Annotated in this window: 20 protein-coding genes; 15 read left to right on the top strand and 5 right to left on the bottom strand. The window is 56.9% G+C overall.

The genetic code is table 11. From position 1 onward, the window contains the following. Positions 1-6 precede the first annotated feature (6 nt). From AC1DIG_RS20835 to AC1DIG_RS20815, 5 genes are all read left to right on the top strand, one after another. Positions 7-876, top strand: a complete 870-nt coding sequence (locus AC1DIG_RS20835) for a TauD/TfdA family dioxygenase (RefSeq protein ID WP_477768799.1) — start codon at positions 7-9, stop codon at positions 874-876. Beyond that, complete coding sequence (locus AC1DIG_RS20830; RefSeq protein WP_477768798.1) at positions 876-2,009, top strand: aminotransferase class III-fold pyridoxal phosphate-dependent enzyme; 1,134 nt, start codon at positions 876-878, stop codon at positions 2,007-2,009. Before AC1DIG_RS20835 ends, AC1DIG_RS20830 begins: the two co-directional genes overlap by 1 nt. Further along, positions 1,999-3,327 carry an aspartate aminotransferase family protein gene (locus tag AC1DIG_RS20825; RefSeq protein WP_477768797.1) on the top strand — a complete coding sequence of 443 codons (1,329 nt, stop codon included), beginning with the start codon at positions 1,999-2,001 and terminating at the stop codon, positions 3,325-3,327. The genes AC1DIG_RS20830 and AC1DIG_RS20825 overlap by 11 nt, the downstream gene beginning before the upstream one ends. Then, a complete protein-coding gene (locus AC1DIG_RS20820) occupies positions 3,324-4,730 on the top strand; it encodes an amidase (protein WP_477768796.1) in 1,407 nt (468 codons plus the stop codon). The genes AC1DIG_RS20825 and AC1DIG_RS20820 overlap by 4 nt, the downstream gene beginning before the upstream one ends. A gap of 91 nt (positions 4,731-4,821) precedes the next feature. Then, positions 4,822-5,559, top strand: a complete 738-nt coding sequence (locus AC1DIG_RS20815; protein WP_477768795.1) for a class I SAM-dependent methyltransferase — start codon at positions 4,822-4,824, stop codon at positions 5,557-5,559. A gap of 16 nt (positions 5,560-5,575) precedes the next feature. Here AC1DIG_RS20815 and AC1DIG_RS20810 read toward each other — a convergent pair whose 3' ends face one another. Then, entirely contained in the window at positions 5,576-6,214 is a 639-nt protein-coding gene (locus AC1DIG_RS20810) for a helix-turn-helix transcriptional regulator (protein ID WP_477768794.1), read from the bottom strand. A 134-nt stretch (positions 6,215-6,348) separates the two neighbouring features. On the opposite strand from AC1DIG_RS20810, the gene AC1DIG_RS20805 reads away from it, so the two are divergent. After that, on the top strand, positions 6,349-7,767 hold the full coding sequence (locus AC1DIG_RS20805; RefSeq protein WP_477768793.1) for an MFS transporter: 1,419 nt from the start codon (positions 6,349-6,351) through the stop codon (positions 7,765-7,767). Between the two features lie 73 nt (positions 7,768-7,840). On the opposite strand, the gene AC1DIG_RS20800 is transcribed toward AC1DIG_RS20805, so the two are convergent. Together AC1DIG_RS20800 and AC1DIG_RS20795 are read right to left on the bottom strand one after the other, a co-directional pair. Continuing rightward, positions 7,841-9,139 (bottom strand): Wzz/FepE/Etk N-terminal domain-containing protein, encoded by a 1,299-nt coding sequence (locus AC1DIG_RS20800; protein ID WP_477768792.1) that lies wholly within the window; start codon positions 9,137-9,139, stop codon positions 7,841-7,843. 388 nt (positions 9,140-9,527) lie between these two features. Then, complete coding sequence (locus AC1DIG_RS20795; RefSeq protein ID WP_477768791.1) at positions 9,528-10,568, bottom strand: LysR substrate-binding domain-containing protein; 1,041 nt, start codon at positions 10,566-10,568, stop codon at positions 9,528-9,530. A gap of 92 nt (positions 10,569-10,660) precedes the next feature. On the opposite strand from AC1DIG_RS20795, the gene AC1DIG_RS20790 reads away from it, so the two are divergent. From AC1DIG_RS20790 to AC1DIG_RS20765, 6 genes are all read left to right on the top strand, one after another. After that, positions 10,661-12,202, top strand: a complete 1,542-nt coding sequence (locus AC1DIG_RS20790) for an HAL/PAL/TAL family ammonia-lyase (protein WP_477768790.1) — start codon at positions 10,661-10,663, stop codon at positions 12,200-12,202. Positions 12,203-12,662: 460 nt separating this feature from the next. Then, complete coding sequence (hutH, locus tag AC1DIG_RS20785; RefSeq protein ID WP_477768789.1) at positions 12,663-14,201, top strand: histidine ammonia-lyase; 1,539 nt, start codon at positions 12,663-12,665, stop codon at positions 14,199-14,201. 615 nt (positions 14,202-14,816) lie between these two features. Beyond that, the gene (locus tag AC1DIG_RS20780; protein ID WP_216743725.1) at positions 14,817-15,581 is read left to right on the top strand and encodes a transporter substrate-binding domain-containing protein; all 765 of its coding nucleotides are present in this window, start codon (positions 14,817-14,819) and stop codon (positions 15,579-15,581) included. Between the two features lie 67 nt (positions 15,582-15,648). Next, positions 15,649-16,365 (top strand): ABC transporter permease, encoded by a 717-nt coding sequence (locus AC1DIG_RS20775; protein WP_054596120.1) that lies wholly within the window; start codon positions 15,649-15,651, stop codon positions 16,363-16,365. Positions 16,366-16,386: 21 nt separating this feature from the next. Next, positions 16,387-17,124, top strand: coding sequence for an ABC transporter permease (locus AC1DIG_RS20770; protein ID WP_054596119.1), 738 nt, complete (start codon positions 16,387-16,389; stop codon positions 17,122-17,124). A gap of 18 nt (positions 17,125-17,142) precedes the next feature. Further along, positions 17,143-17,934: an ABC transporter ATP-binding protein gene (locus tag AC1DIG_RS20765; protein WP_477768788.1), complete on the top strand. Its 792-nt coding sequence runs from the start codon at positions 17,143-17,145 to the stop codon at positions 17,932-17,934. A 109-nt stretch (positions 17,935-18,043) separates the two neighbouring features. On the opposite strand, the gene pdxR is transcribed toward AC1DIG_RS20765, so the two are convergent. Next, positions 18,044-19,597, bottom strand: a complete 1,554-nt coding sequence (gene pdxR / locus AC1DIG_RS20760) for a MocR-like pyridoxine biosynthesis transcription factor PdxR (RefSeq protein WP_477768787.1) — start codon at positions 19,595-19,597, stop codon at positions 18,044-18,046. Between the two features lie 160 nt (positions 19,598-19,757). Between pdxR and AC1DIG_RS20755 the strand changes: the two genes are divergently transcribed. Next, a complete protein-coding gene (locus AC1DIG_RS20755; RefSeq protein WP_477768786.1) occupies positions 19,758-20,975 on the top strand; it encodes a multidrug effflux MFS transporter in 1,218 nt (405 codons plus the stop codon). Positions 20,976-21,185: 210 nt separating this feature from the next. On the opposite strand, the gene AC1DIG_RS20750 is transcribed toward AC1DIG_RS20755, so the two are convergent. Next, entirely contained in the window at positions 21,186-21,557 is a 372-nt protein-coding gene (locus AC1DIG_RS20750; protein ID WP_477768785.1) for a DUF6124 family protein, read from the bottom strand. Positions 21,558-22,375: 818 nt separating this feature from the next. On the opposite strand from AC1DIG_RS20750, the gene AC1DIG_RS20745 reads away from it, so the two are divergent. Next, positions 22,376-23,317, top strand: a complete 942-nt coding sequence (locus tag AC1DIG_RS20745) for a hypothetical protein (protein WP_477768784.1) — start codon at positions 22,376-22,378, stop codon at positions 23,315-23,317. A gap of 307 nt (positions 23,318-23,624) precedes the next feature. Continuing rightward, positions 23,625-25,388 (top strand): hypothetical protein, encoded by a 1,764-nt coding sequence (locus tag AC1DIG_RS20740; protein WP_477768783.1) that lies wholly within the window; start codon positions 23,625-23,627, stop codon positions 25,386-25,388. Positions 25,389-25,493 lie beyond the last annotated feature (105 nt).

Raw genomic sequence — 25,493 nt, 5'->3', positions numbered from 1 at the left:
AGCGACATGACTCAATCCATTTATCAGGCCAGTGTCATCACCGATCGCGCGTATGCCTTGAACGCCGACACTGCGACGGTTTTCGAAGAGCTTTCGAACGCCGGCGTGATTATCTTCCGCAACTGCATCCAGTCGCTGGACGAGTTCGGCACCTTCGTGAAAAAACACAGCTCGCGCCTGAGCCTGGACCCGGGCCGGGTGATCGCCAAAGGCGTCGCACAACTGGTGGACGCCGGCACCGATGCCGTAGGCCTGCATTGCGAAAACGGCAACGCGCCGATCTGGCCGGACCTGACGTGGTTCTTCTGCGAGATCGCCCCCACCAAAGGTTCGCAAACTACCTTGTGCGATGGAGTGAAGGTCTACCAGGAACTCAGTGAAGAGGCCCGCCAGCGCTTCGAGAGCAGCCGTATCCGCTACCGCCGCACGGTGCCGGGCGAAAAGTGGCGCAAGATCGTCTGCTACTACAAACCGGAAATCCAGCAGCTGGAAGACGCCAGCTTCGAGCACCTGAGCGAGATCATCGGCCAGGATCCCAATACCCGGATGGAATACAACCCAGGCACCGATTGCGTGGCCTATGCCTACAGCGTCCCGGCGTGCCAGGTCTCCAGTTTCTGTGAGCACCCGGCCTTTGCCAACAGCATTCTCGGGCCGTCCTTCAACTACGAAAAACCGGTGATCGACTTCGAGAACGGCGAAGAGATTTCCGCCGACCTGCTGGCGGAAATCACCGAAGTCACCGAACGCAATACCCACACCGTGGGTTGGCAGGACCAGGACCTGGTGATGATCGACAACCGTCGGGTCATGCACGGCCGGCAAGCGATCATCGATGACCAGCGTCGCATCTTCAATGCGCTGAGCTATCGGTAATGGCCGCCCTGACGAATCACCCGGGGCAGACCTGGGCCGTCGAAGGCCAGTATGAAAGCTTCATCGACAACCGCGGCCATCAACTGATTGACCTCAGTGGCGGGTTCGGCCTGCAAGTACCCGAGGTGGTGCAGGCCGTGAGTCGGCAGGTCGATAAAATCGGTCTGTCCAACCGTGTCCTGTTGTCCGAGCCGTTGATCGAGTTGTGCAAGCAACTCAGCGAGTTCATGCCCGAAGGGCTGGAGAACTCGTATGTCTGCAACTCTGGCGACGAGGCGTTTGAAGGTGCGCTGAAACTCGCGCGTTCGATCAACCCCCATCGGCGTACGGTGATCGCCGTGGGGGGCGTGGCGTATGGCTCGTTGTCTTATGGGCGCTACCTGAGCGCCCCCGAGCTTTATCCGGAGTCCGGGGAGTTTCTGGGGATCAAGGTGGTGCACGTCGACTCGGTGCACGACCTGCCTGACATGGCGATCTGGCAGGACTGTTTTGCCCTGTGCTACGGCCCGTTGCGCACGGCTGCCAACGGACTGCTGGAAGCGGTCGACCCGATGCTGATCGCCAGCCTGGAACGGATCGCCAACAGCCAGCGAATTGTGACCCTGTTCAATGACGTCGACACCTGCCTGGGCAGCGTCGGGCATCTGCTGTCGCAGAGCCTGTCCGGTGCGCGCCCGGACATCGTTGTCCTGGGCAAAAGCCTGGGCGGCGGCTGCATCCCCATCGGCACCTACACCTGCAGCCATGCGCTGGCCTACAAGGCCTACGGCAAAGCCACACCGGCCAAACACGGGAGCACCACGGCGGGTAACCCGCCATCGTGCATCGCGGCACAGACCGCCCTGCGCTATGCGCAGGAACAGCGACTGGACCAGCGCAGTCTCGACAACGGCAAGGTGCTGGCCACCGAACTGGCCGACCTCAACGCAAGGGCCATCGGTGGCATCGTCAAGGTACCGCTGGCCAGCACCGAGCAAGCCGTCGAGGCGCAACAGGCACTGTACGCCGCCGGTGTGCATATTCGCCGGCCAAGCGGGCGCGAACTGCTCTTGCGTTGCCCATTGGTCGCGCGCACGGAGCGCGTCGTCGACGCCGCACGCCTGATAAAAAGGACCTTGCAACATGCTGCTTAATCGCCTGGTGGATGACTGCTACAAACACTGGACGCCTTCGGCGGCCAAGCTTTATCGCATTGCCAATACCGGCATCGAACGCTCTGCCGAAGGGGCGATCGTCACCGACCATCGCGGCAAGCACTTCATCGATTGTGCGTGCAGCTATGGAATATTCCTAGTCGGTCACCAGAACCCTCAGGTCAAGTATGCCAGCCAGCGTCAGCTGAACCGGATGGCCTGGCAACCCGAGGGGCTGACCCACAACTCGCAGCACCAGTTGAGCGAGACCCTCAAGCGTCTGGCGCCCGGCGAGTGGGGCGATGTGCGCTACACCATGACCGGTGCCGAAGCCATCGAGCAAACCTTGCGCTACGTGCTCAAACGGCAGTTGCCGCGCAAACGGATCGTGGTCATGCGCAATGCCTACCATGGCAAAACCCTGACCACCATGGCGATCCTCGGCCAGCAGTACCAGAGCAACCAGCATGGCCTGAACCGCCTGACGGTCGACTTCATTCCGTACGGCGACTTCGCTGCCCTGGAACACGCCATCACCGACCAGGTGGCGGCGGTCTACATCGAGCCGATCCTCGGCGGTGCCCACCTGACGTTGCCCGAAGCCGGCTACAACACGCGGATCCGCGAGTTGTGCAGCGCCCACGGCTGCCTGATGATCGCCGATGAAATCCAGACTGCGTTCGGTCGCTGCGGCAAATGGTTCGCCGTCGATTACGACAACGTGGTGCCCGACATCATGGTGCTGTCCAAGGGCTTGACCGGCGGCTATGCAGCCATCGCGGCGGTGATGTACAGCCGCGCCCTGATCGACCAGCAGCCACTCGACCCTCTTGAAGATCAGGTCTGTGGCCAGGGCGGCTTGCCCTATGCCTGCGAAACGGCCCTGGCCGCGATCCGTGCGATTGAAGAAGGCCAACTGATCGAAAAGTCCCAGGCCGCCAGCACACAGCTGTGCCGGGGATTGCAGCTACTGGCCGAAGCCTACCCGCAGATCGTCAGCGACGCGCCAGCGATTGGCCTGATGACCGGTTTACGCCTCAAGGGCGCAGTCTGGGAAAACCTGATCAGCATGGAACTGACCAAGCGCGGCGTGCATTCCGGGCACTCGATGAACGAAAAAGCCTCGGCACCAGTGCTGCGTTTCTATCCACCGCTGACCATCAGCACCGAGGAAATCAGCCAGGTCCTCAAGGCCCTGGAAGAATCTCTCGAGGCCGTTGCCAGCAAGCCGCGCTGGATGCTCAAACTGATGACGCCGATCATCCGCAACCTCTACCGCATCCCCTACGCCATGACCCCACGGAGCGCAGACCAATGATTCGGGTGGACGATCTATCCCTGGTTGAAATGGCCTCGCTGATCCGTCATTCAACCCTGACCAGCGAAGCCATCACCCGGCACTACTTGCAGGCTTTGCACGAACGCAATCCCGCCATCAACGCGGTGATCCAGAAACACACCGACGAGGCGATCCTGGCGCAGGCCCGCGAGGCCGACGCCGCGGTTTCCCGGGGCCAGCCTCTGGGGCCTTTGCACGGTGTGCCGATCACCATCAAGGACGTGTTGCATGTCGAAGGTTATCGGTTGTCGCGCGGGCTCACCGAGTTTCTCGGTCACACCAGTCAGAACGATGCCACTGCCGTCGCCCGTCTGCGCGCCGCGGGGGCAATCATCATCGGGCTGACCAACGTCCCCGAGCTGTGCATGGCCTTTGAAACCGACAATTTCGTCTACGGCCTGACCCGCAACCCTCACGACCTGAACCGTTCGGCCGGCGGCAGCAGTGGTGGCGAAGGCGCCGCCATTGCCGCCGGGATTTCCCCGGCCGGGCTGGCGTCGGATGCCAGCGGCAGCGTGCGGATCCCGGCGCACTTCAACGGGGTTTGCGGCTTCAAACTGACACAAGGCCGAGTACCGTTGACCGGACAGTTTCCACGCGAACGCTCCGGACTCTTCCATCACACCTCCAGCTTCGGGGTGATGGGTCGTTATGTCGCCGACGTCGAAGTCATGGGCCGACTGATCGCCGGCCCCGACGGGCACGACCCGGACACCGTTGACGTGCCCTGGCAAGGTCCGGATAAACCGCTGGACCAACTGCGGGTAGCCTTCCTGTATGAAACCTCACGGGTTTCACCCTCGCCCGCCGTCACCCGCACGCTGGATACGGTACGCGAGCTGACCGGCAAGATTGTCGCCAGCCTCAGCGACGAGCAACCGCCGATGCTCGAAGAGTCCTGCGATGTGCTGTGGCGTCTGTTCATCACTGGCGGCGATTCGGCCAGGGGCTGGAAACAGTTGTTCAGCGACATTGGCAAAAAGTCCTTCACCCCGGCCCTCAACAGCCTGCTGGCCAGGAGCGAGGAAATCGAATGCAGCATCGACCAGGTGAAGCTCGACTGGAACAACCTCGATCGCATGCGCTATCAGTTGGCGGCGTTCTTCAGAACGCATGACCTGCTGATCACGCCGGTCCACCCGACGGTCGCATTCGAGCATGGCCGCTCCATGGACGATCGTCACCAGTATGACTACGTGTTCCCGTTCAGCCTGTCCGGATCACCAGTACTGGTGATTCGGGCCGGGGTCGATGAAGCCAGCGGTTTGCCGATCGGTATCCAGATCGTCGCCCCGCACTGGCAGGAAGCGCGGCTGATCGAGTTCGGCAAGCGCCTGGAGGCCGCCTTGCCCAAATGGCAGGCGGTGATTCCCGCTCAGTAACCTTCCCCCGCTGCAACCGTTGCCGGACCTCATCCCCGGCAGCGGTTGCCGGACTTTGCTGTATCTCCCTACTCCCCAGGAAACCCGCACCATGAATAGTTATGTGGCGATCTACGATGGTATCGGCGAAAAGTTTGACCAGGCCATCAGCACGGCCAGCGAGCGAGAGGTGGAGGTCAATACCTTCTTCCACATGCTCGGCGACGTGAACAACAAGCGAGTGCTCGACCTGGCCTGCGGCCATGGATTCTTCGCCCGGCAAATGATCGAGCGCGGGGCCGACGAAGTGGTGGGTGTCGACATTTCAAGCGAAATGATCAAGCTGGCGATCAATGACAGCCAGGACCTGCCGAACCTGCGGTACTACGTGCATGACGTGGCCCTGATGCCTCACCTGGGCAGCTTCGATCTGGTCAGTGCTGTCTGGCTGCTGTGCTACGCCGACAGCGAAGAAACCCTGGTGCGGATGCTGGTCAATATCCACGACAGCCTGCTGCCTGGCGGTCGGTTGATTGCCTACACCTCGAACCCGGACTTCCGCCTGGGGATCTGCAACTTCACCCGCTACGGCCTGACCATCCTCAGTGAAGAGCCGATAGAGGGCGGTTTCTCCTGTGATGCGCAGTTCGTCACCGAGCCACCGGTGCCCTTCCACTTCTATCGCCTCAGCCGTGAGGTCTACGAGCGGGCCATTCGACGAGCCGGTTTCAGTCACTTCGAATGGGTTGTCCCGATGATCCCGCAAAAGCATCTGGACGAATTTGGTGAAGAGTACTGGTACGACTTCCAGCGCAATTGCGATCAGGTGGGGCTGGTGTGCCGCAAATGAGTCACTCGGGGGCTCTTCAGACCGGAGTGATGCGATAAGCACAACGGCGGGCATTCATCAGAATGTGCTCCACGCGCTCGACCCTGGCTTGCAGAACGTGCTCGAACACATTCAGTTCGGCACGGCAGAAACCCTGGCACGCGGCCGCCGCCGCGCAGATCGGACAATGGTTCTCGATAAACACGAACGCCCCGTCCGGTTGCTCGCTCCACTCGGCCATATAGCCTTCACGGGCACGCAGGGCAGCAAGGCGTTTGACCCGTTCCTGAAGGGTCTCGGCGCTGGCCAGTTCTTGCAGGTACAAGGTGCGACTCTGCTGCTCGCGAACATCGATCAGACGATCGATGGCCTCGGGCCCGAAGGTCTCGCGCACGGTCTGCAAGAGCTGCACGGTCAGTTCCGAATGGGTATCGGGAAACCGTGCATGGCCGGCCGCCGTCAGGTGCCAGACCTGCGACGGGCGCCCGACGCCTCGGGCCTCGGACTGAGCCTCCACCAGGCCACTGGCGGCCAGCTTGACGAACTGCTGGCGCGCCGCTTCCCCCGTGGTGCCCAGCGCGCGTCCGGCATCGGCCGCCAGCTGCGGGCCGCGGGTCTTGAGCATGTGAAGCAGTCGGTCGGCGGGCGACATCGACTCTTCAGTCTGGTTTTCCAAGTATTTTCTTGACAAACAACGGACCCCGCAGCTTCAATATTTAAAGAATTTACTTGGTAAATCTAACCCAAGCCTTGAAATCAGGCAATTGACTCTCGCAATCCGCCGGGTCGCGAGTCACAGCAGGAGGTTGTATGTCTACGGAAGAAAGCAGCTGGAGCGATTTACTCTCCGGAAAAAACGCCGCGCGATCCATCGCTCTGTCAGGAGGCGTTGCGCTGCACGCGATCAATATCTACATCGCCACGACGATCCTGCCCTCAGTGGTCAAGGAAATCGGCGGGCTCGACCTGTACGCCTGGAACACCACACTGTTCGTCGTCGCATCGATCCTCGGCTCCGCACTCACGGCCAAAGTCCTGCAACGCACAGGGCCACGCGTTTCCTATGCAATAGCCGCGTTATTTTTCCTCGCCGGCAGCCTCATCTGTGCACTGGCGCCGAGTATGCCGGTGATGCTGGTCGGTCGCGCGGTTCAAGGTCTGGGCGGCGGTTTGATGTTCGCCTTGTGCTACTCGATGATTCAGCTGGTGTTCGAAGAACGCCTCTGGCCTCGGGCCATGGCCCTGGTCTCGGGCATGTGGGGGATCGCCACCCTGATCGGCCCAGCCATCGGCGGCATCTTTGCTGAAATGGATGCCTGGCGTTTAGCCTTTGGTTCGCTGGTCCCGGTGACATTGGCGTACGTCCTGCTGACCAGCAACGTGTTGCCAAAACGGGACATGAACCAACCGGCCGTGGGCCGTTTGCCCTTGCTGCAACTGTTCCTGCTGGCCGCCGCGGTGCTCTCGGTATGCGCCGGCAGCGCCTCGTCGCTTCCGACCTGGAACCTGCTTGGCATAGGCCTCTGCCTGCTGCTGGTGTTTTTCCTGGTTCGCCATGAATCCAGCACCCTGACCCGCCTGCTGCCCAAGGATGCCTTGCGGTTCAATACTCCACTCTGTGCGCTGTACGCGACCATGGGGCTGTTGGTGATCGGTATGACCAGCGAGATCTTCGTACCGTATTTCCTGCAAACCCTGCACGGGCAGACACCGCTGATTTCCGGCTACCTGGCGGCCCTCATGGCGGCTGGCTGGACGTTGTCTGAAGTGATGAGCTCCGGCTGGCGCGAACGTGGCGTACGCCGCGCAATCATCAGCGGCCCGGTGTTCGTGCTGGTCGGGCTGATCATCCTGGCCGTCGCTACCCCCTTCAACAGTGGCGGAGACTGGGCACTGCTCACCCCGATCTGCATTGCCCTGACCCTGGTGGGATTCGGCATCGGCATCGGCTGGCCACACCTGCTGACCCGGGTCCTGCAAGTGGCCTCGGCCGAAGACCAGGACTCGGCAGCATCGTCCATCACCACCGTACAACTGTTCGCCACCGCACTCGGCGCCGCACTGGCCGGGATGATCGCCAACATGGCTGGGCTCAACGACCCGAGCAACATGGAAGGCACTGCAAACGCCGCTCGCTGGCTATTTGCGCTGTTCACCATTGCGCCGATTCTGGCGCTGGTGACCGCGGTTCGTTCGGCGCGGATTCGGCCGAGCCTTGCAACGGCCTAAGCCGTTCCAACGACAATAAAAAACCCCGGCATTGGCCGGGGTTCTTTATTGTATTTGGAAAACCAAAAGCCCTTCAGCGAATAACGTCCATGATGCCCGTACGGGTGCGTCGCGCCGTAGCAAAATGTCGAATAACTACCAAAGCCACCCCAACGAGCATACCCAGCATCAAACCCAATACAAGGACCAGTACTTTCTTTGGTTTGACAGGGCCCAACGGCTGCAATGCCTGTTGGTCAATGGTCACCAGTTTGACATTACTCATGTCGACATTAAAGTTACGCAAACGAGCTATTTCAGAGCGCAGAGGCTCCACGTCGTGCAGGAAGACATCTTCATTTGCACGCTGATTCAGCACCTCCACTTGGCGGTTAACCTGAAGCAACTGCAACTCTTTGGCAATCTCCGCGATACGCTTCTCGGTGAAATCATCCGACTTTCGCTGCTGCAAAATCACACGTTCCGCTTCAAGCGCGTCAGTGCCCATAAAGTAAAGCGGGATTTGCTGGCTGTTGACTTCAGTGCGCATCACACTGCCTGAGCCGGGGCGTTCAGAGTCTGCCAAAGATGAGGGTGTCGCGGGCTTCTTTATGCCCAGTGCCTTGGCAATGCTGATCGCCTCATTTAATTGAGCTACCCGATCACTGCGTGCAGTTTTCAACTGTAGGCGCAAGGCCTTGAGCTCGTCCTGCAACTGAGCACGCTTAAGCGTGTCCACCTCAAGCAGGGACGCTATTTTCGCCTCTTTTTCAGTGTTGTAAGCGGAACGGGCGGCCTCGAGTTTTTCATTGAGCTCGCGCAGTCGATTATCAATAATCACTTTTAGGTCGATGCCAATTTTCTGACGTTCAGCAGCGATTGCAAAGTTAACAAACCCGTTGAGAATCTCTACACCATTAATATCTTTTGGATACGTCAACTCCAACCGAATGAAAGCGCTCAGCAGATCATTTTTTTTAGGATCCGGGAGGGTCAGCGCTATCGAGTTACGGTTAAACGCCTCAAAGCTTTGCTCCAGCGTCATACCCGGTACTTTAAACTTATTGAAAAGCTCCTCATTGGCGCGAAAAAAGTTCAGGCGCGTTTCGTAAGATTCAAGCGCTATCCCCACTTTCGAAAGCGCTTCACTTGGGGGGAGCTTGTAAACCCCTGATCGATTCAACATATCAAGTTCGTTGATGGCTGCCGGGCGCAATACGCTACTGACCTGATATTCCTGAGCGGCAATAAAACAATAAACCAGTGCTAACAATCCAAATAAAGCTACGCACCCCGCCACTATATATTTTTGTTTCCAAATTGCTCGAAACACCTCAATCAAGTCGACTTCATCCGAGCTAGACACTGTTGGAAATCTGGTATGTTCGTTCATTGTCAAAATCAGTCCTTAATTAAAACTCGAGCATCCTTCTCACAAAAACTTACGAACACAGCTATATCGCTTGATCTTTGAGCGAGGCTTTCCCATCAGGCAAGTCAGCCGCGTATCCAAGAGTTTTTTGTAAGGGATCCATCACATGTCAAAATGATGGCATATTTTTTCCCTAACTGCATGTTCTTTGATACAAAAACCTACAAGGCGTATTTTTGGCACATACCCATGCAATCAGCCAGGGATCGCATGGCGGATATCGTGTCGAAGCGGAAACGAAAAAGCCCCCGCAACCTTTCAGTTACGAGGGCTTTTTCCATGCATTTGCCAAAGCCAATATCCATCGCGCGCTCTATGTCTTTGAGCAGCGCGCTGACTGGAAGGTCTGTTAACTCGACGACACCCCGGCGTGAACAACATCACGTCGAATCAAGGAATCAGAAATTTCCTCTTGTGCTCTCCCTCGGCCAATCAGCCAGCGTTGAAATGCCCGACATTGGGTTTTCTGCAAAGTGTTCGGGTGCCAACTCAGGTAATACGGCGAAGGAAGAGGCATGGCTCGCTGCCAGGGAATGATCAAGCGCCCTTCATCGATGTCACGGGCAATCATCGAATACTGCGCCAGTACTATGCCTTGGTGATCGATGGCGGCTTGAATAGCCATGCTCGACGAAGAAAAACTGCGACGTATGGCTATCGCCTGCTCGACGGCGACGCCTTCCAGCTCAAACCATTCGGCCCAAGAGGGGGGCGAATCAAATTTCGGCCGCGAATCGATACGGATGAGTGGGTATTGAAGCAGGTCGCCGGCATGCTCCACATGGCCTGTATGACCTAAAAGTGTCGGTGAACATGCCGGCACCACACAATCGCGGAACAGTACAACGCTATGCTCGGCATAGTTGCCAGGTTCGCCATAACCGATACGAAAATCTGCGTTTTCCTCCTCTGACGTATCCGCCAGCGTGCCATCCAGATAGATGTCGAGATCGCCATTCTCATGCTGCCATTCGTAGGTGAGAGGCGCCAGCCACCTGGTCATTAGAGAAGGCAGGCCACTGACATACAAATGGTTGGGGTTTTTCGACCGCTCTACTTCGGAAACGGCGGCTCTCAACTCTTCAAAGGCTATAGAACACCGCGCATGAAAACGCTGGCCAATGGCGTTCAGCCGCAAACGCTGTCCCTCCTTGACCGTCAAGCTCATGCCCAGCGCCTCATCAAGCAACTTCATCTGCTGACTCACAGCGCCCACAGAAATGTTCAATCGCTTTGCGGCTTGGGATACACCGCCGCAGTGACCGACGGTTTCAAATATTTGGAGGGCTCGTAACGGCGGTAAACGACTCATGACGATGCGAAGGTCCCGAAAGCGTTTTAAGTTTAGAAATTCTAATAAAACTAACAGAAATTGCCATATTTTCTTCACTCAACAATCACTTTAGTCTTCTTGCACGCTCAATCGAGCGATGGCTCAGTCGGCCCAGCCCCCTCAATCAGTTCGTTTCTTGGGAGTTCGCAATGAAAACTCATCCTCAGCAAATCACTCAGGTCGTCCTCGGCGATAGAGAACCTTCCATCGAAGAGTTCGTCGCTGTTTCCCGTTATTCAGCCAGGGTGTCGTTTTCCGAGACCTACAAGAACCGCGTGAAAAAATCCCGGGGTTTGGTTGAGCGTTTCCTCGATGAGAATCGCTTGGTCTATGGAGTGACCACGGGGTTTGGCGATAACGTTCGGCATGTGATTTCTGCGCAGAATGCCAAGGAACTCCAGGTCAACATCGTGCGCTCCCACGCCGTCGCAGTGGGCGAGCCGCTCAAGCGTGAGCAGGTTCGTGCTATCCAGTTGATGATTCTGGTCAGCCTGGGTAAAGGTTTTTCGGGGGTGCGCCTGGAGTTGCTAGAGCTGATTGCAGGCCTGCTCAACAACGAAGTCGTTCCGTTTGCGCCAGGCGAAGGTTCGGTGGGCTATTTGGCAGTCGAGGGGCACCTGGCATTGGTACTGCTTGGCGAAGGCAAAGCCAGGGTCAACGGCGGCGAATGGGTGGACGGCGCCACCGCGCTTGAACAGGTTGGCCTGCAGCCGACAGACCTGCAGTGCAAAGAAGGACTGGCCCTGCTCAATGGCACCACGTCCGTGACCGCCATCGCGATACTGGCACTCTACAACGCCATGCAGACAGCCTCCCTTGCCGATGTCGCCGCGGCGCTTTCGCTTGAAGTGTTAAAGGGCACGATTCGCGCATTCGACCCTCGTTATCACTCGGTCAAAGCACACAAAGAGCAGGCGCAAACCGCCAAGGATATAAAGGCGATGCTGCACGATAGCCAACTGATCGCCGAAAACATCGATTACCGGCTTCAGGACGCCTACAGCCTGCGTGCCATTCCTCAGGTGCATGGAGCTTCGAAAAAATTCATTGATTACGCACGCGAAAATATCGAGAACGAAATTCACTCCTCGGGCGACAACCCGGTCATCTACCCTCTTGACGACGGCGATGGCATTGCCATCTCAGGCGCCAACTTCGACGGCACCTATATTGGTATGTCAGCGGATACGTTATGCGTAGCGCTGGCCAACCTGGCGAAGATTTCCGAGCGCCGTATCGACCGCATGGTCAACTCACACTTCAGTGAAATGCCGGCATTCCTGGTGCGCAACCCGGGCCTTAACAGCGGGTACATGATCCTTCAATACACGGCGGCTGGCCTGTATGCGGAAATGAAAACCCTGTCATTCCCCTCCTCTGTCGACAGCTTCTCGACCTGCGGCAACCAGGAGGATCTGGTCAGCCTCGCTTACAACGCCGCCATCAAGGCTTACAAGGTTTCCGAAAAGCTGGAGTCCGTACTGGCGATTGAATTGCTGGTGGGTTGTCAGGCGTTGGACTTCCATGATGTACACAAGGCCTCCAGCGTCACCAAGGCGGTTTATGATCTGGTGCGCAGCCGAGTACCGGTAGCCGACAACGATCGTGCATTCTATTCGGACATGGTGAGTGTCACCGAACAGGTACGGAGCGGTGAGGTACTTGCCACGGTGCTGAAAAACCTGAAGTAAATATGTTGCACTCCAAGGCTGTCCTTTGGCTGTCAAGGGTATGCGGTTCGCTGCACCTTGACGACCGAAGGGCTGTTTCCAAAGCACACCCAATTGTTACCGAGCGTCCCGGCGTGGCGTAATTCCATGCTCAAGTAACAGCCATCACACCATCGCAAAAGCTCTCAAAAAAATCGCCTGCCACCAAACCCTTGCCCCAAAAGTGTTCCAGCCAAGTCCTAAGCTTGATTGAACAGTGATCCAATAAGTTGGCCGCTTGATTGCATGATCTTGTATGTACAAGTAAATATGTGTGCGTAAGAGCCGCAAAAACCCCGACCACTATGTGGATCGTTTCGTACAGCGCCCTGCTGCACCTGGCTTGAAATGAGTTTTCTGGACGACGTGCATCCAATGTGGCCAGGGACCAAGTCCCTGGCCACAGGTTCAACTCGACAACAACCCTTGCGTGAGGCTTCACATGTCACAGGCTAAAAAAATTGTTATCGCCGATGCGCCGCTGCGTTGGCAGGATGTGGTTGCAGTTGCCCGGCACGGTGCTGTGCTTGAATTGTCGGCTCAAACCTGGGCGCGGATCGACAACGCCCAGGCCATCGTCCAGCACATCGTCGTCAGCGGCGAGCGCGCGTATGGCGTCAATACTGGTTTGGGTGCGCTCTGCAATGTCTCGCTGCAAGGCGAACAACTGAGCCAGTTGTCGCGCAATACATTGCTTAGCCATGCTTGTGGCGTCGGTGCACCACTGACCGATGAGCAGACGCGGTCGATCATGTGCGCGGCGATCATAAACTACAGCCACGGCAAATCCGGTCTGCATCGGCAAGTGGTCGAAGCGCTATTGGCCTTGCTCAATCGCGGGATTACCCCACAAGTACCGTCCCAGGGTTCGGTCGGCTACCTGACTCACATGGCGCATATCGGCATCAGTCTGCTGGGGGTCGGCCAGGTCAGTTATCGCGGGCAGATCGTCCCTGCGCAGCAAGCTTTGGCTGAAGAAGGCTTGAAGCCGGTGCAGTTGGGCGCGAAAGACGGGCTGTGCCTGGTCAACGGTACGCCGTGCATGACCGGCCTGAGCTGCCTCGCCCTCGCCGATGCAACTCGCTTGATCCAGTGGGCAGACGTGATCGGTGCCATGAGCTTCGAAGCCCAGCGCGGTCAGATCGACGCATTCGATGCTGAAATCATCGCCCTCAAGCCGCATCCGGGAATGCAGCAAGTCGGCATCAACTTGCGCGGCCTGCTTGATGGCAGTGAAGTGATTGCCAGCAGCAAGGGCATTCGTACTCAAGATGCACTGAGCATCCGTTCGATCCCGCAAGTACATGGCGCGGCCCGTGATCAACTTGACCACGCGACCCGGCAGATCGAAACCGAACTCAACTCTGCCACCGACAACCCGCTGCTTCTGGGTACACCGGATAACTACCGGGTGATGTCTCAGGCCAACCCGCACGGCCAGTCGGTGGCCTTGGCTGCCGACTTGCTGGCGATCGCCATGGCAGAGATCGGCTCGATCGCCGAGCGTCGCCTGGACCGTTTGATCAACCCGCACGTCAGTGGCTTGCCGGCCTTTCTGGTGAGCAACCCTGGGGTTAACTCTGGAATGATGATCGTCCAGTACGTTGCCGCGTCCCTGTGTGCGGAAAATCGTCAGTTGGCGCAACCGGCGGTGCTCGACAACTACGTCACATCGGGCCTGCAGGAAGACCACCTGAGCATGGGCACCAACGCTGCCCTGAAGCTGCATCGGGCGCTGGAAAACTGCACGCAGATCCTCGCTATCGAGTATCTGCTGGCGGCCCAGGCTTTCGAATTTCTCAAGGCCGACTTTCTCAAGGGGCCATGCTTCGGTGCCGGCACGGAGGTCGCTTGGCGGCTGCTGCGCGAGCGCGTTCCGGCCTATGACCAGGACCGCTGGCTGGCGCCAGATATCGCCAGTGCAGCCAGCATTTTGAAAGACCCGCAATTGCTGCAAACCGCTTTACCGAGCCTGCACTAAAATCGATTCCCAAACAGCGTGCCAAGCCGCAGCCATTCATAAGTGGCTGCGGCGGATAATCGCCACAAAAGCACTCACCCAATCGTTCCCCATCGCGCACCAACATCTCTCAGTTTGTTACCGAGCGCCCCGGCATGGCGCAATTCCACGTTCAAGTAACGGCCGTCACACCTTCGAAAAATCTCTCAAAAAAAATTGCCTCCTGCCAAACCCTTGTCCCAAAGCCATTCCAGCAAAACCTTGAGCCTTATAGGACAGCGATCCATTAAGTTGGCCGCTTGATTGCATACTCTTGTATGTACAAGTAAGTATGTGTGCGTAAGAGTCGTGAGAACCTCTTTGCACCCGCCACTATTTCGCTTGTAACGCAATGCCATGCACGGGCTTGCTCGCCCGCTGCCTGGGCTGTTTTTTACTGCTTTGTCCGGTGTGCACAAAAAAAGATGTGCATACCCGCACAGGAGATTCGGCCTGAGCCGGATCAGATCGCAACACTCCATTGATTAGGCAGGAATTATAAAGATGTCGAAGAAATCAAGCTGGTTGGGTTCTGTGGCGCTCAGTGCAATGGTTCTCGCCTGTGCTCCGGCACTGCAGGCCAAAGAATGGACTTCGGTGAATATTGCAACCGAGGGCGCCTATGAGCCCTGGAACGTGACTCTGCCAGGCGGAAAAATTGGCGGCTTCGAACCGGAGCTGATGGACATCATCTGTCCGCGCATGAAGCTCAAGTGCAACATTGTCGTACAGAACTGGGACGGGATGATCGCCAGCCTCAATGCCGGTAAATTTGACATGCTGATGGACGCCATTGTCATCAACGAAGAGCGCCAAAAGGTAATGGCCTTCTCGATTCCTTACGCTCAGACACCTGCCAGTTTCGTCTCGCTGAAAGCCGATCTGTTGCCGGGCAAAACCGGTGCCGAAGCCGCCATCACTCTGGGTACCGATGCCAAGGAAGTACGCGCCGGCGTTGAAGAGCTGCGCAAGGCACTCAAGGGCAAGACCATTGGTATCGCCTCCGGCACCATTTACACGTCATTCATAGATCAGAACTTCAAGGATGTGGCGACCATTCGTGAATACGGCAGCTCGGCCGAAGCCATTCTCGATCTGCTGGCCGGCCGCATTGACGTCGCTTTCGATGACGTGACCTTTTTCAATTCGGTGATGGACAAGCCGGAGAACAAACCGCTGGCCTTTACCGGCCCGGTCATCAAAGGCCCGATCTGGGGTGAAGGGGAAGCTCTGGGCTTCCGCCAGACAGACCCTGAGCTCAAAGCCAAGTTCGACGCAGCTCTCAAGGAAGCCATGGCTGACGGCACGATCAAGACACTTAGCGAGAAGTGGTTCAAAGTAGACCTCACACCTAAGTCTTGACCCCTGAATTGCCCGGCACCGTGAAGGTTGCCGGGCTGCTTAAACCTTCTCAAGAATGGGAGCCTCTATGAACCTCTTGCAGCTACTCAGTTTTGGTGACTCAGGCTGGGGAATGGCGCTGCTCAAGGCAGCGGGCATGACCGTGATATTGACCCTGGCAGCGCTGCTGGTGGGTGCGGTATTTGGCAGCCTGGTCGCGGCTGCCAAGCTATCCCGTCGACGCAGTTTGCGCTGGCTGGGGGATCTGTATTCGATACTGTTCAGGGGGATCCCCGAGTTGCTGGTGATCTACCTGTTCTACTTTGGCGGAGCCAGTGTGGTGACGGCGGTTGGCCACTGGTTCGGGGGTGAAGGCTACATCGACGTGCCGCCTTTTCTGGTCGGCGCGTTGGCAGTCGGGCTGATTTCCGGCTCCTATCAGGCTGAAGTCTACCGTGGCGCTTTTCTCGCGGTATCGCGGGGCGAACTGGAAGCCGGCCTGGCCATAGGCATGTCCCGTGCGATGCGCTTCAAACGTATTCTGGTCCCCCAGGTGCTGCGATTTGCGCTGCCCGGGCTGGGAAATGTCTGGCAAATGAGCCTGAAAGACTCGGCGCTGATTTCAGTCATCGGCCTGGTGGAATTGATGCGTGCCAGCCAGGTCGCGGCCGGTTCCACTCGTCAATATTTCACGTTCTACATCATCGGGGGCGCCGTGTACCTCATTCTAACCGGCTTGTCCGGTCGGCTTTTCAATATGGCTGAGGCTCGTGTGCGTCGCACGCGGCAGCGCAGTCCAGTCTAGTTCGAGTCGGGAGCGCTACGTATGATCGATTTTCCGTTCCTCGCTGACACCATGCTCAAGCTTTTGGCAGCGCTGCCCACAACGCTGACGCTGTTTTTCAGCTCATTGGTGATCGGCCTTACCCTGTCGGTCGGCATTGTCAGCCTGCGGGTCAGCCGCTGGTGGTTTTTCAGCTATCCGGCGCGGTTCTACATTATGTTGTTTCGCGGTACGCCGCTGCTGATTCAAATGTTCCTGATTTACTACGGGTTGGGCCAGTTCCCGGCCATTCGCGATAGCTTCGCCTGGGTACTGCTCAAATCACCCTATGGCTGCGCGGTGCTTTCACTGGCCTTGTGTACCGCCGGTTACACCGCCGAAATTATTCGCGGTGGGCTGCTTAGCGTGCCACAGGGACAGATCGAGGCGGGCAAGGCCGTGGGCATGTCGCCCTGGGAACTGCTACTCCGGATCATTGCTCCGGTCACCCTGCGCCAGGCCCTGCCCGCCTACTCCACCGAAGCCATTTTGCTGGTCAAGTCCACGGCTCTGGCTAGCCTGGTGACTGTGTGGGACGTCACTGGTGTCGCGCAACAGATCATCCAGCGTACCTATCGCACGATGGAAGTGTTCATTTGCGCAGCCCTGATCTATCTGGTGCTGAATTTCCTGGTCGTCCGTGCTGTCGCCTGGCTCGAGTATCGCCTCTCGCCGCACTTGCGTGAGCGGCCAGTTGACGCCATCAAAAAAGCCAGCCCCTCGCTGCCTTCCCATTCCTGATTTGATACGGAGCATGCCATGAGCACTCAGCCCGCTTCAGCCTTGTCGGTAACTAACATTCAGAAGTCCTTCGGCAGCGCACATGTCCTCAAGGGCATTTCCCTGGAGGCCCACAAGGGCGACGTGATCTCGATCCTCGGTGCAAGTGGATCAGGTAAAAGTACCTTCCTGCGTTGCATCAACCTCCTGGAAACACCCGATCAAGGCATCATCAGCGTCAATGGTGAAGTGATCGAAATGAAGCAGCATGCCGACGGCCGCCAGACACCAAGCAACAGCCGCCAGGTCGAGCGCATGCGCAGTTGCCTGGGTATGGTGTTCCAGAGCTTCAACCTCTGGTCGCACATGACGGTGCTGCAAAACGTCATCGAAGGCCCGATGCGGGTTCTCAAACGTTCCCGTGCCGAATGCGTTGAGGAAGCAGAAGCCCTGCTGCACAAGGTCGGCCTGTATGAGCGCCGCGACTATTACCCGGCGCACCTGTCCGGTGGTCAGCAGCAACGCGTAGCGATAGCCCGCGCACTGGCAATGAATCCACAAGTCATGTTGTTCGACGAACCAACCTCGGCACTTGACCCTGAACTCGTTGGAGAGGTGTTGCGCGTAATGCGCTCTCTGGCCGAAGAAGGTCGCACCATGCTGGTGGTCACGCACGAAATGGGCTTTGCCCGACACGTGTCAAATCGGGTGGTGTTCATGCATGGCGGTCTGATCGATGTGCAGGGCACACCGACGGAACTATTCGAAGGCCTGCCCACCGAACGCTTTCGGCAATTCGTCTCCAGCCATCATGAGAGAAGTGCCGAATAAGCACCGCCCGCGGAGAGCACGCCAAGCCATAAACCCAAAACCGAAAAAGCCCCATAGCGTGTTCAGCTACGGGGCTTTTCATGTATTGCGTACAGCATCCGGTGATTTGTCATACGCCAAAGCGCCGGAAGCCTTCAGTAGCACGCCGGCAGCCAGAATCGACGACGCCCGAGCCTGATGCGAGAAGTTCCGCCTGCCCGGCCAGCAGTTGCCCGAGCTTGCGGCCACTGAAGCGGATCTGCGACAGGCTCAGGGCGGTGAACCCGATCATCACCGCCGCCGGCCGTCGCACCTCCTGACAGAACTCGCTGACTGGTTGCAAGGTAAGCCCGATGGCGTTGGCACGGCGACAGAAGTCGGATTCGTCGCTGCCCGCCGGCAACACCAGGACGAAGTGCAGACCGGCATGTTGCCCGGAAACCGAATAACCTCCCGGCGCCTGTTCCTCCAGGCAGGCCAGCAGCGCGTCACGGCGCTCCTGATAAGCCTGGCGCGCCGAGCGCAGGTAACGCACGAACGCCCCGCTCCTCATGTATTCCGCCAGCGCCGCCTGCTCGGTGACCCCAACGGAGCGGCCGGTGGTCTGCAGGGTCGCCAGCAGGCGATTGCGCAACGCCCCGGGAACCAGCATGAAACCGACGCGCAGCCCGGCGAACAACGTCTTGTTGAAGCTGCCGCAGTAGATCACCCGGTCATCGCGGTCCAGGGCCTTGAGGGCTGCCAATGGCGCGCTGTTGTAGTTGAATTCGCTGTCGTAGTCGTCCTCCACCACCCAGGCATCGGTCCGGCTGGCCCAGTCCAGCAGGGCCAGGCGCCGCGACACCGAGAGAGTCACCCCCAGCGGTGACTGGTGCGCGGGCGTGACATAGATCAGCCGGGCATCGCCGTGCTGGCGCAGTGCCCCATCGTCGATACCGTCTTCGAGGACCGGGATATACACCAGCCGCGCTCCGGCCATGGAAAAGATTCTTTTCGCCGACAGGTAACCCGGATCTTCGACACACACCTTATCACCCTGCGTCACCACGCTGCGGGCCACCAGATCCAGGGAGTGGCGAATGCCCGTGGTCACGATCAGGTCGTCCGGCTTGCAACGAATGCCACGGTACTTGGCCAGGTAATCGGCAATCTGTTCGCGCAGGGTCAGCATGCCACCCGGGTCCGGCGAACAGAGCAACTGCGCCGTGGCTTCAGCCATGGCTTTGGCCACCGCCCGCGACCACACGCGAATGGGAAACAGCGCCGGGTCCGCCAGGCGCGCCACGAAGGGCACCCCCACCCTGACCGCAGTCTCCAGCGTCGGCGGCGATGCTGCTGGCGTCTGCTGCACCCGTGCCTGGATGGCCGTCCGGACCTCCGGCGCACGGATAAAGAGATCGGGCACCACCGCACTGACCCGGGTCCCCGAACCCGACACCCGGGTCACATAACCTTCGCTGCGCAAGCGGTCGAAGACCATTTCCACCGTCCCCCGGGACAGCGACCAGCGCTGCGCCAAGGTCCGCGTAGAGGGCAACTGGCTACCGGCGGGCAGGAGTTTTTCCAGAATCGCGCCGCGCAATGCCTCATAGGCGCTCTCCTGTTTGGTCAACACCCGACTGCCATCGCTCAGGCTGCCGGGCTGGGGCAGATCAAGGGGAACGGAAACCTTTCCTCGGCTCATAGTGGTCCAGTCGAAATACTAATTAACGGCTCTCGGAATTAAACCACAAAGCGCTTAACGTCACGGCCCTGTAACGGATACCCGAATTCAACCTCGCAACCATTGGCGGCCCGAGCCTGACTTGCCACTGGATGTCATGCTTGCCCCTACGGAATAACCCATGCCTGTAAAATCTAACCTGGCACCCTGGATCTGGTCGGCGCTGTTGCTGGTGGTCGTCTGCCTGCCACGCGTCACCATCGACATCTACCTGCCCTCATTGCCGGCGATGGCCGATGCCCTGCATGCCAGCGATGCCCAACTGCAACTGACCCTCACCCTGTACATGGTCGGGTATGCCTTTTCGATGCTGATTGGCGGCCCGCTCTGCGATCGATTTGGCCGGCGACCGGTGCTGATCGGCGGCACGGCGCTGTACCTGATGGCAACCCTGATGTGCGCGCTCGCCCGCGATGTCGAGGTGCTGATCGTCGCCCGGATGCTCCAGGCCCTCGGTGGCTGCTGCGGCACGGTGATTGGCAGGGTCATGGTCCGCGACCGTTTCGACCGCCAGGAACAGACCCGACTGCTCAGCCGGATCTCCATGGGCATGGCCATTTCGCCGATGGTGGCCCCGATTATCGGCAGCCTTATCGAAACCGCCTTCGGTTGGCGTGGGGTGTTTGTTGTCTTGACTGCGATTGCCACGCTGGCGCTGATCCTGATCAGCCTGCTGCTGCCGGAAACTCGTCCGTCCGCCCAGCCCGATACGCGCCAGCAAGGCACCCTGCGCATTTACGCGCGGTTGCTGCGCGACCGCTATTTCCTGCGCTACTCCCTGGCCATAGGCTGCGTGTACTGCACCTATTTTCCGTTTATCGCCGAGTCCTCGACCCTGCTGCAACGTACCCTGCACCTGTCCTCGATGGAATATGCCCAAGTCTTCGCCGTCACCGTGGCCGGTTACGTGCTGGGTTCCAATCTGTTCCGCCGCCTGTCCGCCAGACACGATGCCGATACCCTGATCGGCTACGCCATCGCCCTGAACCTGGTGGGCTCATCGCTACTGATCACGGCCACCCGACTCTGGCCCGAGGCGCTGCTGTCGATCGTCTGCCCGATGTTGCTGATCATGCTCTCGGTAGGTATCGCCATCCCGGCCTGCCAACTGGCGGTACTGCAACCCTTCTCGGCCATTGCCGGCACCGCGTCCGGACTGTTTTTCTTTATCCAGATGGCCATGACCGCGGTGTGCGGCTTCGTCACCGGCAAACTTTCGGATGGCAGCGCCTACCCGATGATGATCATGACCTCGATCTACAGCATCAGCTTCTGCCTGGTCTGGCTGCTGTTCAAAACAGAGACTGCCCCGCAGGAAGAGGCGCTGGGCGAACGCTGAAGCGGCGAACCATGAACGGCTTTTTGCGTCCCGTCGGCAGTGTCTAACCCTGAAATAGGTTTACACCTTCCTGATAAGAAGCCGGAAGATGTAAACCTTATTCAGGACGGGGCAAGTTCAAAAGATCGCAGGCACACCAGCTCCTACGCCGAATGGCGTGTCCCGCGTAGGAGCTGCCGGAGGCTACGATCTTTGCCCAACTTCCGGCGACTACGCCGATTCAGGTGGATCGAGGTGATCCAGTGCGCGATTCACCGCCAGTTCGGCCAGCGAAATCATTTGCTGAATCGCCAACGCAGTATTGCGCTTGGGGCCTTCGAGTTCGAACGCCAGATCGCTGGCCATGACATTGACCGAGGCGAGCGTCTCGCAGGCATGGGCCAGCAGGGTTTCGCTGTCGACGTCGGGGGCGATGACGAAAATGCAGCCGGGACGTCGGTCAGCTAACAATGCCTTGGTCTCGGGCAGCACCAAGTAGTGGTCGAGCGCACGGTGCGCGGCGGCATGGAGTTCTTTTGAATCGAGGGAAGCGTAAGGGGAAACCGGATCGGTTTCGGGAGGGTTTGGAGTAGCTTTGAACATGGTGATGCTCCTGATTGTTCCAAAGGAGCTGCCAATATCACTTGCAGATGATGGGTGGCAGCTATGCGCGGGTCTGCAAGACCGGGAAACCAGGAACCCGGCAGACCCTAAGGTCTCCCGCGCAAAGCCGCCATAAAGCGAACACAAAAAAGTCGTCCTTTGCTTATGGTGTTGCTGTGCGACTGGTTATTTCCGGCGGGCTTGCAGACCCGATCACTGATGAGCAGTGACACGGAAACAATAGAGACGACGACCAAAGCGCACAAGCCGGCGGATTCTGGCGCAGGTGTAGGCCGTGACGCAAGACGTTGTAGCCTGTGGTTTATCCGCAGGCCTACAAATTAAACGCCGCCAGCAAATCCTCTTCAAACGTCAACTGCGCATCCCTATTCCCCGACACCTGCGCACGGTGCCGAGCGAGTTGGAAGGTCCATAAATACCCCCCCTTTTCTATGATAGGTTGCAACGCCTTGTTGCACCGACCGCTTGAGCGCGCCACAGATTTATTTAATCGCAAGATCAGACTAGTAAAAAAATAAATCTGTCCCCTTTTCTGTTTTTTGCACGCTACTACGTCAAACCTGAGCGCAGAACCCTTTGCGCTAAACACGTATTTCAATCTCAGACACGCACTTTTCTGCCATGGAAACCGAAGCCGACTTTTTCAACAGAATCGGACATGAGCAGACATTCAGCTGTATTTACAGTGTCTGGGTCGATGCTCTGCGCTGCCTGCATAGGGGACGATGACGCTCGCAGTAGACAGCGAAGGCCAAACGCTATTACGTTTATCCCTTCGACATAAGGAGTGTGGATGCATGCCTTTACCATCAAGCCTGATCGGCAACACATGGACGATCCAAACCGCTCGTATAATCGTACCGATATTGGTTTGGTGCGCGCAGCACAGGCGGACAATTACTTATAAGCATCTTGATCAAGAGATAGTCCGAAGAGGTTTAGGCCACAGTGTCCATGCCGCGCTGTATGGACGCGCTGCCGGCACGTTAGGAGATGCACTTGAGGAAACGGAAGGTGAACTCGATCTTGAATTACCGCCTCTAAACATCTTGGTAGTGAACAAAAATACGCGCCGACCTGGCGATGGCTGTGATGCTTACTTCAATCGTTACACTAAAGGAAAACCTTTCCGCTCGTTCACTTGGGAGAAGCAAGGGGCGGTGGTGGCTTACGCCACAGAGGATATTTTCAACTGTCGCAATTGGGACTCGCTAATGCGCCATTATGGGATGTCCCCTCTCACTGATCCCGTTCTACCGGAAGCATCTGGTTTGAATAACGAGGTGATTGATCCACCCGTCCATGGTTTCTCGAACGAGGGAGAATCGGAAGACCACAAAGCTCTCAAGAAATACGTTCTTAGCAATCCGTCACTAGTGATAGAGGGAGCAACCGGAGGTTGGGTTGGTGAAGCTGAGGAAAAATTTCCCTCAGGAGATTGTGTGGACGTCGTCTTCCGCAAAGGAAGCTCGATACTTGCAGTTGAAGTGAAGTCTCACATTTCAGTGGATGCAGATCTATCACGAGGAATTTTCCAATGCGTGAAGTACCGAGCCGTAGCCTTGGCCTGGCAACGCTCGCTGCTAGACATCCCGGATGCGCGTTCGGTATTGGTCATTCAGCGCGAGCTACCCTCAGATCTTGCGGAACTAGCCGACAGACTGTCTATCGAGGTTTTTGTCGTACCCAAGGAGCTGTGTTCGGCCAAAGATCAAAGACATGCTCTTGCCTATACTTGATGAAATAAACAGCTCTTGATTTCGTAGACTCGCTCAGGCATTAGATGTTAGCCGTTTCCAGTCAATTTTATTGTCAGCTGCAGGTCGATTTCGGTCAGTCGTGACAGGCAGGAATCGACTAGCTCCGATCCTTTAAGGAAGCACCCCAAAGAAGTCGTTGAATCTTTCTGAACGTATGCTTCAGCAGGTTGCACCATCATCGACTCTTATCCTCTCTGCAGAAACACGGTAAATTTTTTTTTGCAAAAGAGTACTTAAGCAGCCAGTTTGATCACCCTCACTACCCCCACCATAACGGAACCGAAGAATGACTGTAGCCACCGCTAAAGCTGTTGCAGCCCGCTTCCTAACAAGCGATAAACCCGAGGTGCTAGCCCTGAAGGGTACTTGGGGGGTTGGTAAGACCTACGCTTGGAATAAGACAGTCCTAGAATGCAAGGACGACATCAAGCTACCGAATTATTGTTATGTGTCGCTTTTTGGAATGTCATCCATTTCTGAGCTCAGAACTGCGATCTTCACTAAAACTCAATCAGTGAATCGGCTCGGGATAAAGCTTGATGCCGAAATGATTAACAAGGAGTGGTTGGGTATCGTAGGCGAGCAAACGAAAAAGCTATTCCGGCTCGGTTCGGGAATTATCAAAGAGCTCCCATACGGAAAAAACATTACCGTTGGCTTCGAGACCCTCGCTCCTTACTTCATTAGAAACACGATCATTTGTTTGGATGACTTTGAGCGTCTAGCTACTGGTACTGGATCAATAAAAACCGAGGAAATCCTGGGCCTGATCTCGGATCTCAAGGAAGAAAAGGGTTGCAAAGTCGTTCTGATATTTAACGAGGAAAAGCTCAATGATAAGGATATCTATTCGAGATACCGAGAGAAGGTGGTCGATATCGAGGTTCTCTACGATCCAACACCAGAAGAAGCAACCGAGATCGCCCTACCTGGGAATCTTCCCTGTCGTACCTTAGTGAAAAAGAATTGCATTTCACTCGGGGTAAAAAACATCCGTGTCTTACTAAAAATTGTAGGACTCGTCGAGATGGTGAATGAGGTAGCCGACTCACTACATCCAAGCGTAATGGAAAAGGCAGTCCATACGCTTGTTCTTCTTGCGTGGTCCTATTTCGACTCAGATGACAAGAAACCAACTTTGGATTTTTTGACGCGTTGGAATCGAATTGCATGGCGTGTTAGCGAAGATAAAAAGGCCGAAGACCCGCAGCACGAAATCTGGAGAAATTTGCTACAAAAATATGGCCTAATTTCCATTACAGAATTTGACCTCACAATTATCAAAATAATCGAACGAGGTTATCTCGAAGAGTCTGGCTTCATTGAAGCGGCTCAGGCTCTTGATGAGGAGTCCAAGGCGCAAGAACTGGAAAATTCATTTAGAACGGCCTGGCGACTCTTTCGTGAATCCCTAAGCGATAACTCAGAAATTCTCATTAATGACTTGGTAGCCAGCGTCAAGAAGTCGGCGCGACATATTGATCCAATGAGTTTGAGCAGCACAACTACTCTTCTGCGCGATCTTGGAAGGGGGGATCTTGCTGATGAACTGATTGAGTTTTACCTTGCCGCCCACGCAACAAATCCCAGCATCTTCGATTTAGGAATTAACCCGTTCGCCAACGATATCAAAGATACCGTAATTTTGGAGCGCTTCAAGAAACGGCAATCCGAGACAAAAATATTGATGCCAATGACTGACGCAGTTATGTACATCGCAGATCACTCCGGCTGGTCAAATTCACACATTGAACCTCTACTTGCGGCCACCGAAGACGATTATTTCAATCTATTCAAACAAGACCACGGCGAACAACTATCTCGAATTATTAGTAGTTGCCTTCAATTTGAAAACTTTGAAGACAAGCTTAAATCGATTGGAAAAATGGCACGAGCGGCCCTAACGCGCATAGGTAATGAAACGCCTCTTAACGCCATCAGAGTGCGTCGATTTGGAATCGACATTGACCCACTAATCGTCTCCGCCAAGTCAAGCTCTGACGCACCGTCCAACGCAATAGAGGCAACAGAAGCACTTAAGCCAAAATGATGCTGATAAAACCACTTCCAGATCCAGGTGAACAACGGCTACATCACAGTCCAAGCACCTCGCATCAGGTAGATGCATTCGACCTGAATCGCTCGTCACCAACGG

It is taken from the genome of Pseudomonas sp. 05N431, from assembly GCF_056397005.1.
The sequence above is the reverse complement of the archived record's forward strand: the minus strand, read 5'-3'. Positions and strand labels throughout refer to the sequence as shown.

What these genes read in the sequence shown, in the direction of transcription:
- AC1DIG_RS20765 (WP_477768788.1), top strand. Translation starts at nt 17,143, where the DNA reads ATGAGCACTCAGCCCGCTTCAGCCTTGTCGGTAACTAACATTCAGAAG.
- AC1DIG_RS20800 (WP_477768792.1), bottom strand. Translation starts at nt 9,139, where the DNA reads ATGAACGAACATACCAGATTTCCAACAGTGTCTAGCTCGGATGAAGTC.
- AC1DIG_RS20830 (WP_477768798.1), top strand. Translation starts at nt 876, where the DNA reads ATGGCCGCCCTGACGAATCACCCGGGGCAGACCTGGGCCGTCGAAGGC.
- AC1DIG_RS20775 (WP_054596120.1), top strand. Translation starts at nt 15,649, where the DNA reads ATGAACCTCTTGCAGCTACTCAGTTTTGGTGACTCAGGCTGGGGAATG.
- AC1DIG_RS20755 (WP_477768786.1), top strand. Translation starts at nt 19,758, where the DNA reads ATGCCTGTAAAATCTAACCTGGCACCCTGGATCTGGTCGGCGCTGTTG.
- AC1DIG_RS20750 (WP_477768785.1), bottom strand. Translation starts at nt 21,557, where the DNA reads ATGTTCAAAGCTACTCCAAACCCTCCCGAAACCGATCCGGTTTCCCCT.
- AC1DIG_RS20790 (WP_477768790.1), top strand. Translation starts at nt 10,661, where the DNA reads ATGAAAACTCATCCTCAGCAAATCACTCAGGTCGTCCTCGGCGATAGA.
- AC1DIG_RS20805 (WP_477768793.1), top strand. Translation starts at nt 6,349, where the DNA reads ATGTCTACGGAAGAAAGCAGCTGGAGCGATTTACTCTCCGGAAAAAAC.
- AC1DIG_RS20835 (WP_477768799.1), top strand. Translation starts at nt 7, where the DNA reads ATGACTCAATCCATTTATCAGGCCAGTGTCATCACCGATCGCGCGTAT.
- AC1DIG_RS20770 (WP_054596119.1), top strand. Translation starts at nt 16,387, where the DNA reads ATGATCGATTTTCCGTTCCTCGCTGACACCATGCTCAAGCTTTTGGCA.
- hutH (WP_477768789.1), top strand. Translation starts at nt 12,663, where the DNA reads ATGTCACAGGCTAAAAAAATTGTTATCGCCGATGCGCCGCTGCGTTGG.
- AC1DIG_RS20825 (WP_477768797.1), top strand. Translation starts at nt 1,999, where the DNA reads ATGCTGCTTAATCGCCTGGTGGATGACTGCTACAAACACTGGACGCCT.
- pdxR (WP_477768787.1), bottom strand. Translation starts at nt 19,597, where the DNA reads ATGAGCCGAGGAAAGGTTTCCGTTCCCCTTGATCTGCCCCAGCCCGGC.
- AC1DIG_RS20745 (WP_477768784.1), top strand. Translation starts at nt 22,376, where the DNA reads ATGCCTTTACCATCAAGCCTGATCGGCAACACATGGACGATCCAAACC.
- AC1DIG_RS20815 (WP_477768795.1), top strand. Translation starts at nt 4,822, where the DNA reads ATGAATAGTTATGTGGCGATCTACGATGGTATCGGCGAAAAGTTTGAC.
- AC1DIG_RS20820 (WP_477768796.1), top strand. Translation starts at nt 3,324, where the DNA reads ATGATTCGGGTGGACGATCTATCCCTGGTTGAAATGGCCTCGCTGATC.
- AC1DIG_RS20740 (WP_477768783.1), top strand. Translation starts at nt 23,625, where the DNA reads ATGACTGTAGCCACCGCTAAAGCTGTTGCAGCCCGCTTCCTAACAAGC.